This window comes from Vibrio sp. ArtGut-C1 (assembly GCF_002105475.1).
Lineage (GTDB): Bacteria > Pseudomonadota > Gammaproteobacteria > Enterobacterales > Vibrionaceae > Vibrio > Vibrio diabolicus.
Genome location: NZ_NCTH01000001.1, coordinates 90,142 through 106,851 on the forward strand (window position 1 = coordinate 90,142; position 16,710 = coordinate 106,851).

Sequence of the window (16,710 nt, forward strand, 5' to 3'; positions counted from 1 at the left end):
AAGGTGTTTTGCTCTCGAAACTTCTCCTGCCACCCCTTATTTGGTTTTGAATCATGACTATACTCATTACTGGCAGTTCTAACCTTATTCATACAACTTAATGTCTCAGAGCATGCCACTAGTCGAGAAACGATTAACAAGGAAGGGTGAATGGAGACTGTTGAACAGGTTAATAAACGTCATTTATCGGATAGAGATACTACCTCTAGCACGTCTATTTTTCTTTGTATTCTAATCGTAGTGGCTGTAATCGCTCGGTTTTTTGTTGCGTTTAATTACGAAGTAAATTGGGACGAGTTTTATTACCTATCTTTTGTGCATCGGTTTATTAACGGCGAGGTGATTAATAGTTTCCAAACCTTTCACATTCACTTCTTTACTTGGCTGAGTGGTGTATCCGATAACGATGTTGACCAGATCATTGTGGCGAGAGTCGTTATGGTGTTCTTTCAATTACTCACGGGATTTTATCTATACAAGTTATGTCGATTGTACTGCAGCAAATCGGCGGCACTTTTTGCGGTGCTTGCCTATTTTTCTTTTGTTTATAATGTTCGTATGGGGGCCAGTTTTCGTACTGATCCTATCGCGACATGTATGATTATGGCGGCGCTGTATTATGTGTTTAGTACAACATTTTCTTGGCGTGTATCCATTCTTGCTGGTGTCCTTACGGCTGTCGCCTTGCTCGTCACTTTAAAGACCGCTCTGTATATCCCGACTTTTATAGGCATAGTTTTAACCTCGCTTTATTGGTCGCGAAATCGTAAGCGTTATTTTAGGCAAGTTCTCATGTATGGAGTCGCAATACTGGTTGCCTTTGCGATGCTATACAGTTGGCATTACTTCTCTATACATGGAGCGAGTTCGGTTGGTGATGCAGGAACGATGTTCGGTGCTGCGGATAAGACACTAAACCAGCGCGAGCTTTTTCCTCGATTGTTTTACTTTGTTCATTCAGTTTCGAAGAACTCATGGTATTGGTTAGCTCTTTTCATTGGTATTGGTACTGCTGTTTATGCGTGTTTTTCGCAAAAGCTATTAAGCCGTGAGTCATCGATTAAGTTTTTGTGCCTAAGTTTATTACTCTTCACTTTGTTCTTTTATCGCAACGCTTTCCCATACTATTACGCTTTTATGCTTGCTCCAGTGAGTGCTTTGTTTGCTGTGGCTTGGGTTGGTATCCAGAATTTCACTAACGCAAGAGTTGCACAATTTTTTAATTTTATTGTTCCTTGCTTGTTTGCGGTATCCATTGTGGTGAATGGTTTTGTTTTACCGATAAAAAGCAACTTGGCCTACCAGCGTCAGTTTCTTGATGAAGTACATAAAATCTTTCCTCAGCCTGTTGCTTATATTGATCGATGCTCCATGGTTCCGACTTTTTCAAAACAAGGTTTTTTCATGAGTACGTGGGGTTACGAAGATTATATTGCGAGAAACATCCCCGTTATTCGCAATGCTATAGAGCAAGACAATCCGGCTTTTGTACTGGTTAATTCGCACTATTTAGATGTGTTTGGCCCTGACAAAACCGATAAAGGGCTATTAAGGCAAGATATTCAAGCGTTAAGGCAGAACTACATTCATCATTGGTCGCACCTGTATGTTGCGGGAAAGACGTTTGAACTGACGCCCAACTCTCTTAGTCGGGAAGTTATGGTGAACATCGAGGGCGTATATACGCTTGAAGCTAGCAATAGTCTTATGATTAATGGCAAGGTTTGGTTGGCTGGTCAAGCTCAATACTTGGTGCGGGGTGTCTATGAATTAGCGTCGAAAGAGCCAGGTAAAGTCGTTCTGCGTTGGGGAGATAACCTGTACCGACCTCGCAATCTTGAAGAGAAGCAGAGGTTATTTACCGGCTTCTAATACGCACAGTAATGTTGATTCAGAACATGAGGAGCAAGCATGAAGTTAATTGTTCAAATTCCGTGCTTTAACGAAGCGGACAATATTGCTGATGTTATTCGCTCAATACCAAAGCGCGTTGATGGTATCGCTAAGATAGAGATTCTAATCATCGATGATGGTTCTACGGATGGTACTTCAGAAGTCGCACGCAAGTGTGGTGTTGAGCACATTATTACCAACCAGGGCAATAAGGGGCTTGCTTACTCATTTCGAAGAGGGATTGAAGAGTGCCTTCGTCTTCATGCCGATATCATTGTGAACACCGATGGCGATAATCAATATAATGGGGCCGATATTCCGCACTTGGTTAAGCCTATTATCGAGCACAAAGCAGAAATTGTTGTTGGTGACCGAGGAGGGTATAGCAATACACATTTCTCTGTATTTAAACGATGTTTACAAGTGTCGGGGAGCTTTATTATTGCCAAAGCGACGGGATTGGATGTTAAAGATGCAGTGAGTGGTTTTCGCGCAATATCGAGAAGTGCGGCACAACAACTTAATATCGTATCGGATTTTAGCTACACAATAGAAATGTTGATTCAAGCAAGTGCCAAAAGGATTGGTGTGGTTTCGGTGCCAATCCGAACTAATGAAAAAACGCGAGAGTCCCGTCTGTTTAAGAGCATTCCGCAGTTTCTAAAAATGTCGCTCTCTACTTTGGTCAGGGTTTATACCATGTACCGACCTCTGCAAGTGTTTTTGTTTATTGGCTCTGTGGCGATGATTTGCGGTGTGATTCCCATTATGCGATTCCTGTATTTCTTTTTAAATGGAGCGGGAGATGGCCATATTCAGTCATTGGTCTTGGGGTCAACGCTACTTATCTTGGGTTTCATCACTTTATTGATGGGGTTGGTGGCCGATCTAATAGGGTTCAATCGAAAACTGACCGAAAAAGTATTGCATCGAATTGAGGTGCTGGAAGAAAAGCTGGAACATCAGAAAAAGTCGCCCACTTATCAGTTTGAAACCAAGCGAAAACGATCTGGAGAGTAATAGCGAGTTACCTCGATACTTTAAAGAAGTGAGTTATTTGATACGGCTTGCTTAGGCCTAAATAGACTCGAGATAGCGAAGAACAACATATCTCCTAGAACCGTGACGATTCTGGAAATAAGGACGGCAACTAAGAGTGTATCTTCAATACTCGGCGAATCTAGGAGTGTGATTAAAACAGCCTCTCGGACACCCAACCCCGCAGGAGAGCCTGGGGTGGCAAACCCTATTAACCATGCGATGATGAAGTAACAAGATGTTTGTAAAAATGTCTCTAAAGTTGGAGTTAGATTGTCGTTTAGCGTAAAAAATATGAGTGAGAAAATGCCGCCCGACACCAAAAAAAAGCAGAGATAAAGCCCACAAGCTTTTAGGTAATTGCGACTGGCTATCAAGCTTAATATTGATCCGGTGATCACGATAAGTCCAGCGAATAAAGTCATCTCGTACCCCATTAAATTAGGGAAGTACTCATTCAGCAGAAAGACGCCAAACGAACCAGCCGCAATACCCATCAACCCTATTTCCCATAAGGTCGATTTCAGTAATACATTATTTTTAATTCCGTGTTGTACACCAATTACTTGTCGGCTAGCGAATTGGAAAATGTTTCCAGGTAGATACTTAGCAATTTGAGACGCGCCAAACATCCAAATGGCAGTTGATGCAGACAGAGTATATTCACTGTTCGCGACTAAAAGTCGCCACGCCATAGAAAGAATATAATTGCCAAAAGCGTAGAGACCTATACAAAAAATAAATACCAGATAGGAGTAAGAGGGAATATCCTGAATATTTAGTTGCTGCGAGTATGTAGAGAGCTTGATTAATACAAAGGCGATGGAAAAAATAGTAATGATTCGCCCAACCCAGCGTAATATGAATTTACTCTTATTATGTTTCATGATTCACACGCTGGCATAAAACCATGGTCCAAGGAATGGGAGAGCGTACTTCGAGAATCTCAAAGTGTTGATTGAGCAAAGTCAGAAAGGCATTCTTGGACCAGTGTTGGATATGTCCGGGAGTATTGCCCCAACTGTTTAAATATTTACCTCTTGCCATGTTTAACGCACACCACAACGGCTCTCTTGGCACACTAAAAATGTAATAGTCAGTATCGAGCTCTTGCAATGTTGCTAGTGCTTGCTCGGGATGCTCCAGGTGTTCCAAGACCTCACAACAAACAACAAGGTCAGCAGAATCAGTCTTTCTAGCAACGTCATACACACTTTTTTGTTCAAACAAAATGTCTTCCAAGTTGTGTGCTTGGGCATTGTCTCTTGCTAGTTGAATCACTTGTTGGGAGAAGTCACTCCCTTTCACACGGATCCCTTGTTGATGCCATTTAAGTGCCCAGACTCCTTCTCCGCAGCCGATCTCGTGTATCGACTTTGGTGTGACCATATCAACCAGTTGCGATAAATGATGATCGAAATTGCTCATCATTTTTCTGGCGATGGGGTTCTGAGTATTGTATTTGTCGTAATAGTTTCCGACAGGGATCCCCTGCTCTTCGATACCTTTAGATATTTTCATGGCGTACTCAAATAAATTATCTCAAATGGCCAGGAAGTTCTTCTATTGATGAACTATGTTCTTCAGCCAACCATCTGACTTACAAAGCGTTACGCTTCCCTCTAGTAGAGTGTAGGATAATTTATTGTTTTGTTTGCCTCGTTAGAAAAATTCTACAACCCCTTCAAATACTGCGCGTTGGCTGTTGGTTGAATCATGGCATTCAGCGTTTGGACGGTTTGTTCGCAGTGTTCTTCAAGTAGAGCTAAGAACACGTCAATCAACTCAGGTTTGCTTGCTGAGACTTTCGTTTCGGTCTGGATATCACGTAGATCGATCAACACATCGGTAAACAATTGCGGCAGATCTTGCAGCACTTGTAGGTTTAAGACGTTGTGCTCGCTATAAATCGAGTTGTGGCTGCCTTTTTGTTTTTGTACCACGTAAGGGTTGTCTTTTAAGTTGATGATAGACGTGCGTTTGTCGCAGCGTTTCAAACAACCTTTGTTGACCTTCACCTTGCGACACCCTTCGGTTTGCTGGAACAAACATTGACGGCTCGTGAGCAGAGTATTTGGATGGTAAATGCTGTAGAAGCTGCGCATGTTTTGCGGACGCTTAATGTGGCGCATCTGCTTCATGTTCAGCTCGTTAGAAATAAACGCGCCGCTTGCCGCGAACTCGTCTTGAAGGCATTTAAACGCGTATGAGTTCACCGTGTTCATTTGTGGGCCTGCCACCCAGCCTAAGCCGAGCTCTTTTGCGATCATGCCGATGCCTGAGTTGTTGGTGATCAACAATTCAGGTTGGATGGTTTCCAAAAATACGCGCGCGGCGTGGTAGTCTTCGCCAATCAAAATGGCAGGGAACCAAGGTTTGAGCATTGGGTTGGCTTGGAACAATTCAATCATCGCGCTCAGTTCACCAGACAATCCCATTGGCAACTGATAGTAAACATCAATGTCGCGGTATTCGCACAGCATGGCTTCTTGTGCTGACGAGATCAGAACCGATAATTTTGGCGCACCTTGGCGAGGGTCTGGTTGAGGTAACGCTGGCAGAGTTGGCACATCAATCGACCCTTTCAAGCTGCTGCCGGATACTTGTGTTGAAGTGACATCGAACGACTTAGTTTGCTCTGCCACTTTCTCAATGATCGCGGTTTTGTCGTCGTAGAGTTTCTTTTTCACCGCTTGCACATCATCAGCAGACTGGCATTGATAAACCTTCGAAAAATGCTTTACAGCGTGGTCGCGCGGGTTGTCGATGTACATCGCCTTGCCGAAATCACCTTGCAAAAATGCGTTGGAGAAATCGCGGTTGAATACCGTGTATAACTCGGTGGTGTCTTCAGCGAGTTCCAAACCCTCGCACAAGCGATCGATTTGCTGACGCCAATTATCGACCACGGTATAGACGTAGTGTGATTTCTTGATTCGTCCTTCCACTTTTAATGAATACACGCCAGCATCGGCAAGCGCTTTCAAGTCCCCAAAGGCGGAGTTGTCTTTCATATTGAGTGGGTAGTTGTTGCCCGTTTTGGTCGTTTCGTACTGTTCGCGACAAGGTTGGCTGCAGCGTCCACGGTTACCTGATGCACCATTGCGAGCGGAACTGATATAGCAAATTCCGGAGAATCCGATGCAGTATGAGCCGTGGACAAACACTTCCATCATTACGTTGTGCTCGCGACCAAATTGCGCCAGATGTTTTATTTCATCGATGTTAAGTTCGCGAGATAAGTTTACTCGGCTTGCGGTGAGCTGGTTGAGAAAGAGGATCTGGCCTTCGTTATGCGTGTTTAGTTGCGTTGAAGCGTGCACATCCAAATCGGGAAAGTGATGTTTGAGAATGTAGGCCAGACCGAGATCTTGCACGATCACGCCATCGATTTTGGTGGTGTTCAGTTGGCTGAGTAAGCGAACAATCGCTGGAATTTCACTTTCTAAAATCAGCACATTCAACGTTAGGAAAATCTTACAGCTGTGCTGATGGGCTAACGTTAACACGCCATTTAAGTTATCTAAGGTGAGGTTGGTCGCTCGGTTACGAGCATTGAAGCGGTCGAGCCCACAGTAAATTGCATCGGCGCCAGCGGCAATGGCGGCTTTGATGGAATCTAAATCACCACCGGGTGCTAATAACTCAAATTGATCGCGTGTCACTACTTTTCTCTTTCTTACTAAAATAGGCTGCAAATGTTACGTATTTCACGCTTTTGATGCTCGGCTAGTTAATGCTTTATTAATCTGAATCAATTAATCCGTGTTACACGGTCGACTCTTGAGTGGGTAGAGTGCAATTCGCGATAGTGGGATCTGACTTCTATAGTTTTCCTACACTTGGTTTTTCTATATCTAGTTTTCGACTCAGAGAGAGGAAGGGACGACAAATGAAAAAAGTAATCATCGGGTTGGTCGTGGCGTTGACGTCATTGAGTGCGTTGGCTGGTGAGGGTGTGGTAACCGTTGCGAGCACGCATTCAGCAAAAGATACGGCGGATAAATTTGTCGCTATCGCGCAAGAAAAAGGGTTGAACGTCTTTGCGCGCATTAACCATCAAGAGAATGCCACGAAAGTCGATATGACGTTGCGACCAACCGAAGTTATCGTGTTTGGAAACCCTAAAGTGGGCACGCCACTGATGATCTGTGCGCAGGAAGTGGCGCTCGATTTACCCCAAAAAGTGTTGGTGTATGAAGATGCTGAAGGCAAAACGTGGTTAGCTTACAACGATCCGATGTATTTAAAACAGCGCCATCATATTGAAGGCTGCGACGAGGTATTGAACAAAATCAGCGGCGTGCTGGGCAATTTAACCAACGCGGCGGCGAAGTAGGGCTGGTTATTGGCTTCGCTTTTTTTACTCCGAAAACGAAAAAGCCAACCTCACAAGGAGGTTGGCAAATCTTACCTAGATTGGGGGAGGTAAGATCAGGAGGTGGCGAGTACGCTGTGCACTTCTGACTTAATTGAGTCAGACTGCGTGCCGAAAATCGCTTGTAAACTGTCGCCAATCACTAACACATCTCGCGCGCCAAGTGCTTTTAGCTTAGCAACATCAACGTTAGCGATGTCTTTCACCGAGACACGTAGACGAGTGATACACGCATCGACTGACTTGATGTTGGCTTTGCCGCCCAATGCCGCTACTACATCCACCGCAATTTCATCAGGTTGTCCGGCAATCTTCACTTCTGCAATGTCGGTTTCGCGACCCGGCGTTTTTAGATCCAACTTCACAATTAGGAAGCGGAACAAGCCGTAGTACAGCGTCGCCCAGATTGGACCGATGATGATGAACATCCACGCGTTGGTCGACATTGGGTAGTAAAGGAAGAACTGAATCGCACCGTGCGCAAAGTCCGTACTGTGTTTAATTTCCAAAAATGCAGTGATCGCAAACGCAATACCAGTTAGGAAAATATGGATTACGTACAGCACTGGCGCGACGAATAGGAAGGTAAATTCGATTGGCTCTGTGATACCAGTTAACCAAGAGGTCAACGCCGCAGACATCATCAAACCGCCGACGATTTTCTTACGCTCAGGAGACGCGCAGTGGTAAATCGCCAGTGCCGCTGCTGGGAGCGCCCACATGGAGTACATAAAGCCACCAGACAGATAACCTGCGGTTTTATCACCAGCGAAGAAGCGTGTTAGCTCACCGGTAAACTCTTTACCGGTTTCTGGGTCGATGTAGCTGCCGACTTCAAAGAAGAACGGCGCATTCCAGATGTGGTGCAAACCAACTGGGAGTAAAGAACGTTCGCCCGCGCCGTAAACCGCCCACGCGAGTACCGGGTTTTGGTACGCTGCCCAATGAGAGAATGCATCAAGAAGTTGTCCGACAGGTGGCCATGCAAACGCGAGAATCGCACCCACGACGATCGCCGATAAACCGGTGACAATGGGCACAAATCGCTTACCCGCGAAGAAGCCCAAATATTCCGGCAGTTTGATATTGTAGAAGCGGTTGTACATGATTGCCGCGACCGCACCAATAAAGATGCCGCCAAACACCCCGGTTTGCAGCGTCTCAACGCCCATGATGGTGGCGTCAGTTTCTAGGCCGCGCAGACCAGTCACGATACCGAGCGATGCGTTCATAATAATTAGGCCAACTAAGCCAGCGAGCGCAGCGGCACCGTCATTGCCTTTTGATAATCCGAGCGCTACACCGACCGCAAACATCAACTGCATGTTGCCGAACACGCCTTCACCGGCGGCGAGCATCACTTTGTTGACCGCGTCTGGAATAAACGCAAAGCCCGCGTTACCAATACCCAGCATCAAGCCGGCCACCGGTAACACCGCCACAGGCAGCATCAACGACCGCCCTATTTTTTGTAGTTGTCCAAATATACTTGCAAACATGGTTTCCTCCTGACGAATGCCAGTGTTGTAGGACCTGATTCCTTCAGGTCATGTTGTTTCACGTTAGGTCAGGATGATCATAGCGAGCAAGGCGGCGCCTAAGGTTACAAAAGGCAATCAGTTTGTAAGTGGCCGCTTACAAATCTCTTACACCGAGAAGTGAAAATTGCAATCGGCTCGATTGTGAATGTGCGTTTAAGAATGCATCATATTGGCCAGCGCTAAACTCAGGACGGACACAGGGAAAGTAGGATGGAAAACAAGCAGATACTGGTCGTCGATGACAACCTAGACCTTCGCGAAGCGTTGTCAGATTACCTTGGCCGCGCTGGGTTTGAAGTGCTTTGCGCGGAAAACGGCGGCGTGATGTGGCAACTGCTCAACGATCACCATCCCGATTTGATCATCCTCGATATTATGATGCCCGGTGAAGACGGCTTTACCCTGTGCCAGAAACTGCGCAAAAACTCCGATGTTCCTATCATCATGCTGACCGCCGTCACTGAAGAAGCTGACCGAGTCGCAGGGCTAGAAATGGGCGCTGACGACTACATCACCAAATCATTCAGTCCGCGTGAACTGCTCGCGCGCATCAAAACCATTCTGAGACGCAGCCAATCGACCGCCAATAGCAAACTGACGCGTAAAGTGCGTTTTGACGATTGGTTGTTAGATACCGTAACCCGGCAACTGACCCACGTTGCTAGCCGCGAGGTTAAGCAACTTAGTGGCGCGGATTTGTCGCTGCTCGGTTTGTTCGTCAACCACGCGCAATCAATATTGTCTCGCGATGACATTGCGCGCGAGATCTGGGGACGCGATGCCGACCCGTTTGAACGCGGCATTGACGTGCAGATCAGCCGCTTGCGTCATCACCTTGAAGATAAAGACCGTTCGCTGATCTTAACGGTGCGCAACAAAGGCTACATGCTGACCACGGATGTACATTATGAGAATTAAACGCTGGACGGGATCACTGGTCGTTCGTACCAGTGTGTTCCTGTTGCTGGTGATCATTTTGGCGCAGGTATTATCCGGAATTATCTGGTATCAACACGCCAGCGAACGCGATAAAGAAGGCCTGACCACCACGGTCAAAAGCTTAGCACTGAGCGCTTCTTCCACCATCGCTTTCTTTCAAACCCTCCCTTCTGAATATCGCCACTTGGTGCTCAATCAACTACGCAATATGGGCGGCACGCGCTTTTTCGTCTCACTCAACAACCACCAGATTGACGTCGATCCGCTGCCAGAAAGCGAACGCAAAACGTTGGTCATCAACCAAGTTCGCGAGGTATTAGAAAGCGAGTTGAGCGGCATTCCTAATATCGAGGTGGAGTTCACCCAGCGCGACAAACTCAAAGTGTTCAACAACGAGCTACCTATCGATGAACTGCCACTATTGTGGGCGCATTATTCGCTTTCGTTTGGTGACCTCAACCCACCCATTCTGGTGATGCAGGTCGAAGTCGCGCAGAACGAATGGTTTTATCTCGCGGCGGTCTTACCCGCGCCTTACATCAACCTAGAGACTAACTATTTTGAGCTGCGCCAATGGTTGACACTATTGCTGTCCGCACTAATGCTGTTGCTGTGTACCTGGTTTATCGTTCGCAAAGAAATTCAACCCATTCGAGAGCTGGCAAAAGCCGCAACCCTGATGTCGAGCCGATTAGACGTGCCCGAAGTCTCTGAGCGCGGCAGTAACGAACTGAAAGCGGCGGTACGTGCGTTTAATAAAATGAATCGACGCATCGACAGCCACATTAAAGACCGCGAGATGCTGTTCAGCGCCATCTCCCACGATCTGAAAACGCCGATAGCCTGCCTAAAACTGCGGGCGGAAATGCTGGATGACGACGCCGACCGAGAACGCTTTATCCGCCTGAGTAACGACCTAGATTTGATGGTCAAAGGCGCATTGCAATGCATTAAAGAGACCGATATCCACGAGGAAATCGAGCCGATCAATTTCACCCAACTGATTCAGCACATTTCCGCCAATATCGCCGATGCGCCGGACACGATTCGCATCCACGGTGAAATCCGCACCCACTTTGCCGGCAAACCGTTAGCGATTAAGCGCTGCATTCAGAATCTGGTCGATAACGCGCTCAAATACGGCCATCAAGCGGACATTACGCTGAGTGAAAGCCCAGAGTTCATCCAGATTGAAATTGAAGATCACGGTGACGGCGTTGACGATTTATTACTTGAAAAGCTCTGCCAGCCATACTTCCGCGCTAGCAACGATAAAGAAGGCAGTGGGCTGGGGTTAACCATTTCACAGAGTATTGCAAAGGCTCATGGCGGCAACTTGTTGCTGAGCCATTCTCAGTTTGGCGGCCTCTGCGCTACACTGACTTTCCCGAGAGACTGACTATGAACAAACTGGCATTCTTGTTCCCACTGTTGCTCGCCCCTTGCGTCGCTCACGCTGAGTCGCCACAAGGGGTAGAGTTTTTACATTGGTGGACTTCTGACGGCGAGCAGCAAGCGCTGCAAACACTTAAAGCTCAGCTAAAACGGCACGATATTGAGCTGCTGCAAAGCCCGGTGTTAGGCGGTGGTGGTGACAGCGCGATGACGGTACTACAAGCTCGCGCGCTGGCGGGCAATCCACCGAGCTTCGCGCAAATCGAAGGGCCAAGTATTAAAGCGTGGGATGCCATCGGTATTTTGCACAACGTCAACGCGGTAGCGGATGAGCAGCGCTGGGACGAGGTGCTCTACCCGCTGTCTATCGAAATCAATAAAACACAAAACGGCTATATCGCCCTGCCACTTACGCTGCACCGTTTGAACTGGCTGTGGGTCAACCACAAGCTGCTTAAACAACTGAATCTGTCCGCGCCGAAAAACTGGCAAGAGATGTTCGCTGCCATGGAGCTTGCTCAGCAAAATGGCATCGTGCCGATCGCGGTCGGTGAGCAGCCGTGGCAAGTCGCCCAACTTTTCGAGAACTTAGTGATCTCCACTGGCGGCGTTGAGTTCTACACCAATGCAATGGTTAAACTTGAGCGAGACAGCATCGACAGCGATACACTGCGCCAAGCGCTGACGCAATTTCGCCGCCTGAGTTTGTTGATAGACAACCAATTGCCCGACAGTAAGTGGGATACGGCGACCCAAGCGTTAGCCGACGGTCAGGCGCTGTTTCAAATCGGCGGTGATTGGATTTTGGGTGAGTTGCTCGCCAATCAAGTCTCGGTTCCTCAAGAGGTCGGCTGTTACCCAACGCCGGACAGCGATGGTGTATTCCTCTACAACATGGACAGCTTGGTATTTATGTCGAGCAAGTCGTTTTCTGCCGAGGCGGCTCAGCAAACCGCAAGCGCGCTGGCAGACGTCGAGTTTCAAGCTAAGTTCAATAAGGTAAAAGGCTCGATTCCGGTACGCACCGATATTGACATCAGCGATTTCAATCCGTGTCAGGTCCAGTCATATCAAGACTTTCACTACGGCGTTAAACACAACCTCGCTGTGCCGAGTATGATTGATTCGATGGCGGTCAATCCGGTTGCCCAGCAAGCGATAAACTCGGAAATCTTCCGTTTTTACCGCAATCCCAAGATGGAACCCGACGAGCTGATAAAACGCGTTATTGCTATTTCGCAAAGCGGTTAATGGCAATGAATTTGTGCCGAGTGGAATAAAAAAGCCCCAATGATTGGGGCTTGAATGAAGCGAAGTATGCCGTTTAAAAATAGTGGAAGATCGGCGGTTCATGCATCAAGAAGTTTTGATGGGAGATGTTCCACGCATACGCGCCCGCTAAGGTAAACACAACGTAATCACCAATATCGACGTGGGCGACGTGTTGATTGCGTGCCAGCACATCTTTGGGCGTACAAAGCTGGCCGACAAAGGTCGCTTGTGCATGCTGAATTGGGTGAGAAATCTCATGGTGTTGCTCGCTTTTCAGGATGACGAATGGATGATCATGGCTCTGCGCTGCTGGCGTGCGGAAATGGTGAGTCCCCCCGCATGCGATGACAAAGTTTTCGCCAAGATTTTGCTTAATATCCAGCACTTCCATCACGTAATAACCACATGCTGCCGTGATGAAACGTCCGCATTCAAAACGCAGTGTCCAGTCTTGCACTTGCTCTTTGGCGATGAGGAATTCCAACTTGTCGCAAAACTCCATCCACGGAAAGTGTTGCTCAGGGTTTTGGTAGTTAATCCCCATGCCTCCACCCAAGTTGATCATCAGCTCACCGAGTTCAAACTCTTGTTGCCACGCCTTCACGACTTGGAAATAGCGCTGCATTAACGCTAAGTGACGTTCAACATCAAGCTGATGCGACATCAAGTGAAAATGGAAACCTTTCAGTGACACTTGCGGGAAATCGCGCAGCAACATTAAAGCATTACTCAGTTCGGACTCGTCCAAACCAAAAGGAGTCGGCTTGCCGCCCATCGCCAACTTGCTGAGCGTGATGTCGCCAATATCAATGTTCATACGCAAAAAGATCGAAGCAGGGCGGTTGAGGCGCTCGGTTAGCGCACCAATGCGTTGCAGCTCGGTGAGGCTTTCGACATGAATTGCATCAACATCAAGATCAATCGCTTGTTGCAATTCACTTGGCATTTTTCCTGGGCCACCGAAGATCAATGGCTTATCGAGTTGCTGCTGGTGGAGGTGTGCCAACTCCCCGCCAGATGCCGCTTCAAAACCATCGACATACGGCGCGAGCGTTTTGAGAATCGGGCCCGATGGATTGGCTTTGGCTGCGTAAAATAGCTCGACATTTTTCGGCAAAACGTGACGCAGTTGTTTGATGTGTTCTTCTAAGGCGTTTAGGTCATACACGTACGCGCACAAGGGTTGATTTTGCTGCTGTGCGAGCGTGTGAACTTGCTGGCTAACGCGTGTCGGTAGGGAGAGTGAATTAGACATGTTGCGCTCCTTTTTCGTGTTGCTGCCAAGGCGCGGCGACTTGGGTATAGCCCGACTCCTTATCGGCTTTTTGCATCAAACGCGTGGTGAAATTATTTTTGCTTGGGAAGTGACCGCCATTCAGCAACGCTTCTAGTTCCGGCTGTTTTCCATTCACTGATTGCCAACGCACAATGGCACTTTGCACCGCATTCCACAGCGTTTGCTCTAGTGGCTCATCACCTTCTGCGATGAAGAAAATCGCTTCGCTGATGTTGTTGATAAAGGTGCAGTATCCGATGCGATTCCAGCCTTGTTCGCGACTGTAGTAAACCGATTGTCGCGCGCGTTCAGACAAATCAGTTAATGTTTCTGCTGGCCAGAACTCCGGCAGTAATTTAGTGCCTTCCAAATCACGAATCCAAACACAACACGGCATCTCTTGCTCAAAGCCAATCAAGGTGTTTTGCAAATGCGGCTCAAACGCCACCCCGTGTTTGAAGTAGTAATTAAACACGCCCGGAATTAGGCAATGCAAATAGCGTTCAAACCACAGTGTCGCGATATCGGAATAGCGAATTTGCGTAGTACGCGCTTTGTTTTTAAGGCGTTGAGCAATGCAACTGTCGCCGTTTTTGTCGTAAGCAAACAGAGCGCCAGTGAGGGTTGGTTTTAAGATGTCGACTTCGCTCAGCGAGAAATTTTCGCGATACAAAATCCCAAACGATTCGCGCGCTTTGGTGTTGTCGTCCCAATTACGCTCAGCGACACTTTCAAGATTCAACGTAGTGGCGTAAGGCTCCGTCATCACTTTAAATACGGGGTTGTGCAGCTGTTCGTTTTCTCGAATTGGTTTGAGAATCGACGTGAGCTGCACGGCGCTGTCGAGTTCGTACCACGCGTTTTTGCGCACGCAATTGGTTAATCGTACGTTGATGGAGAATTTCGCAAACCAATCCATGTCTGGGTGGTAGAGGGTACGAACTGAAGAGGTCGGCTGCATCTTTTCACCACCTAAACCCAGTGGCGTGATCTTGCCTTGTTCAATGGCACGCTTCACGCTTGGGTTGCTCAAAATGGTGTAGCTTTCCCAAGGATGACAAGGGTAGAGGGTCTTCCCATTGCTGGTGGCGTGTTGTGGCGCGAGCTGTTGTAGCATGCGTTGCGCAGGGTTAGCGTCTCCGTCGGAACTCAGCACATCAAGTAAGGACGTATCCACTTCAAACCAGTACAGCGGGACTTGCGCGCCGACTTCTGGAGAAAACGCCAAGAGATCATCCATGGTGACGCCCGAACGACTTTTCGGGGTCGGATGGAAAGTATGCCCCCAAATCAGAGATTGTTCCGAAGCGATAAATTCGTTGTGATGCGATTTGGGCGCGACGTTGAGAAACTGCTCGGTAACCAGCACGCTATTTTCCAGTTGTTCGATCAGCTCATGGTTGAACGGGATCGCCAACACCTGCTTGAGATAGTTAAGCAAAAGCGTAAGAGTTTGCGTGGCATCCAATTTCGCCCAACCAGATCCCGGCATTTTCGCCCACGGCAGTTCTGCCAATTTGATTTTGCCCAGTTTGCTCGCGTAGTGAATCGGCAAAACCAGCACGCCATTTTGTTGAGACAGATGAACGGCTACCCGTAGCTTGGCGGAATAGTTGCGTTTTAACGTTTGGGGTAGCGATGTTGATTGGTAGTGCCATTCTACTTGTTGATTCGGCAGTGCAAATTCTCGTAAGTAACAATTAAGAACACCCATTATCGTGTTGAGTTGGGCTTTCTCGCGATTGAGCTGCACATCATGCGCGCGCAACTCGCTAGTCTGAGAGGATTGAGTTTGTAACATGTTGATTTCCAAATTTTGAATGGAGAACCAGCGCGATCAAGGTGATTACGCTGACTATCGCAGAAAGTAGGAAAGGAACCTCAAGTAGCCCCAAGCTAGAAATGAAAGAAGCGCAAAATCCCGCCGCCACGCCACCCCATTTGGACATGGCATCAAAGCGAGAAAATACTTTGCCACTGAGTTTGCGATCCAGATTGCTCGCAAGATGCTGATGCAATCCGTGATAGCAACACACCATCGCGATGCCGAAGATAATTCTCGCAGCAATGAGTGCGGTTTCGGACGCAATCAAATGCAAGGCAGAGCTCACGGCAAGCAATGCAAACCCAAGCCACAACGTGCGCAGCGGTTGATGGCGATTCAACCCATCTGACAACACGTGGATTTTGCCTGCCAGCAACAGGTAGAAGCCATGCGGCAGTGCGTACAAAAAACCGATCCATGCGTGGTTAGTGATGCCATATTGCTGCACAAACGGCGAGAAATAAGGAAAGGTCACCACCATAGAAAATGCAAACCCGAACTGAGCAAAGAAGATCCAACGAATGGCATGCATTGCGTTTTTCTGTGCAACCGGTTTTTCTTGCTGGGATTCTGAATTTGGCTTTTCGAGGTTTTGGTCGGCGGGTTTGTCCGCTGGCAGTGTTAGCGTGATGCCCATAGCAATCAAAGGTAAAACGCATAACCACAGGTACGCGTTGAGTGGGTCGGTCTCTGACAAGCTCCAGCCGAGCCCTATGGGCGCAACGATCAGCGCCAAGCGAGCAGATAGTTGGGTTTTATTGAGTGACTTGCCGAGTGTTTTGGCTTCTTTAATTTGACTAGATAAGTAGCTGTTCGAGGCGGCCATGGTGCCGCCAAAGGTTCCTTGAACAATAAGACCAAACACAAACATGGCGAGGTTGTCTGCCAAGCCGCACAGCGCAAACCCTGCTGCAAGGCCAAGTTGCGCACGCAAGAGTGAGCGGCGGCGACCGTAGCGATCTGCAAAGTTGCCCCAAAATCGCGCCGCCAACGCAGTACAAAACGTGGGTAGGATAAACAATACCCCTGCCCAGTCCGCATCAATGCTTGCGCCTAACGTTGGCAACACGACGGGTAGAAATAGCGGCATACCTAACGCGGCAAACGCAGCGATAAAGTGGCACAACAACACACTGTAGATGAGTTTGGTCAT

At 47.8% G+C, this 16,710-nt stretch carries 13 protein-coding genes; 6 read left to right on the top strand and 7 right to left on the bottom strand.

The features are described 5' to 3' along the window. The first annotated feature begins 150 nt into the window (after positions 1 to 150). A complete protein-coding gene (locus tag B7360_RS00420) occupies positions 151 to 1,872 on the top strand; it encodes a glycosyltransferase family 39 protein (RefSeq protein ID WP_085342466.1) in 1,722 nt (573 codons plus the stop codon). Positions 1,873 to 1,911: 39 nt separating this feature from the next. Continuing rightward, a complete protein-coding gene (locus B7360_RS00425; protein WP_085342467.1) occupies positions 1,912 to 2,913 on the top strand; it encodes a glycosyltransferase family 2 protein in 1,002 nt (333 codons plus the stop codon). A gap of 20 nt (positions 2,914 to 2,933) precedes the next feature. Here the strand turns inward: B7360_RS00425 and B7360_RS00430 are convergent, their stop codons facing one another. The 3 genes from B7360_RS00430 to B7360_RS00440 form a co-directional block, all read right to left on the bottom strand. Continuing rightward, a complete protein-coding gene (locus tag B7360_RS00430) occupies positions 2,934 to 3,818 on the bottom strand; it encodes a hypothetical protein (protein ID WP_085342468.1) in 885 nt (294 codons plus the stop codon). Continuing rightward, the gene (locus B7360_RS00435; protein ID WP_065646128.1) at positions 3,808 to 4,452 is read right to left on the bottom strand and encodes a bifunctional 2-polyprenyl-6-hydroxyphenol methylase/3-demethylubiquinol 3-O-methyltransferase UbiG; all 645 of its coding nucleotides are present in this window, start codon (positions 4,450 to 4,452) and stop codon (positions 3,808 to 3,810) included. The genes B7360_RS00430 and B7360_RS00435 overlap by 11 nt, the downstream gene beginning before the upstream one ends. 152 nt (positions 4,453 to 4,604) lie before the next feature. Continuing rightward, positions 4,605 to 6,596, bottom strand: a complete 1,992-nt coding sequence (locus tag B7360_RS00440; protein ID WP_085342469.1) for a U32 family peptidase — start codon at positions 6,594 to 6,596, stop codon at positions 4,605 to 4,607. A 227-nt stretch (positions 6,597 to 6,823) separates the two neighbouring features. On the opposite strand from B7360_RS00440, the gene B7360_RS00445 reads away from it, so the two are divergent. After that, positions 6,824 to 7,270: a DUF302 domain-containing protein gene (locus B7360_RS00445; protein ID WP_005383492.1), complete on the top strand. Its 447-nt coding sequence runs from the start codon at positions 6,824 to 6,826 to the stop codon at positions 7,268 to 7,270. A 95-nt stretch (positions 7,271 to 7,365) separates the two neighbouring features. On the opposite strand, the gene ptsG is transcribed toward B7360_RS00445, so the two are convergent. After that, on the bottom strand, positions 7,366 to 8,808 hold the full coding sequence (ptsG, locus tag B7360_RS00450) for a glucose-specific PTS transporter subunit IIBC (RefSeq protein ID WP_078532154.1): 1,443 nt from the start codon (positions 8,806 to 8,808) through the stop codon (positions 7,366 to 7,368). A 252-nt stretch (positions 8,809 to 9,060) separates the two neighbouring features. Here ptsG and B7360_RS00455 point away from each other — a divergent pair, with 252 nt between their 5' ends. From B7360_RS00455 to B7360_RS00465, 3 genes are read left to right on the top strand one after another with little or no spacing between them, the layout of a single operon-like run. Further along, positions 9,061 to 9,768, top strand: a complete 708-nt coding sequence (locus B7360_RS00455) for a response regulator (RefSeq protein ID WP_025524572.1) — start codon at positions 9,061 to 9,063, stop codon at positions 9,766 to 9,768. Continuing rightward, entirely contained in the window at positions 9,758 to 11,188 is a 1,431-nt protein-coding gene (locus B7360_RS00460; RefSeq protein ID WP_045587191.1) for an ATP-binding protein, read from the top strand. The genes B7360_RS00455 and B7360_RS00460 overlap by 11 nt, the downstream gene beginning before the upstream one ends. A 2-nt stretch (positions 11,189 to 11,190) precedes the next feature. Further along, a complete protein-coding gene (locus tag B7360_RS00465) occupies positions 11,191 to 12,435 on the top strand; it encodes an ABC transporter substrate-binding protein (RefSeq protein WP_085342470.1) in 1,245 nt (414 codons plus the stop codon). Positions 12,436 to 12,508: 73 nt separating this feature from the next. On the opposite strand, the gene B7360_RS00470 is transcribed toward B7360_RS00465, so the two are convergent. Genes B7360_RS00470 through B7360_RS00480 form a run of 3 tightly spaced genes read right to left on the bottom strand, consistent with a single transcriptional unit; the run spans position 12,509 to position 16,710 of the window. After that, positions 12,509 to 13,711, bottom strand: a complete 1,203-nt coding sequence (locus B7360_RS00470; protein WP_085342471.1) for a type III PLP-dependent enzyme — start codon at positions 13,709 to 13,711, stop codon at positions 12,509 to 12,511. Continuing rightward, positions 13,704 to 15,533 (bottom strand): IucA/IucC family siderophore biosynthesis protein, encoded by a 1,830-nt coding sequence (locus B7360_RS00475; protein WP_085342472.1) that lies wholly within the window; start codon positions 15,531 to 15,533, stop codon positions 13,704 to 13,706. The genes B7360_RS00470 and B7360_RS00475 overlap by 8 nt, the downstream gene beginning before the upstream one ends. Continuing rightward, on the bottom strand, positions 15,505 to 16,710 hold the full coding sequence (locus B7360_RS00480; protein ID WP_085342473.1) for an MFS transporter: 1,206 nt from the start codon (positions 16,708 to 16,710) through the stop codon (positions 15,505 to 15,507). Before B7360_RS00480 ends, B7360_RS00475 begins: the two co-directional genes overlap by 29 nt.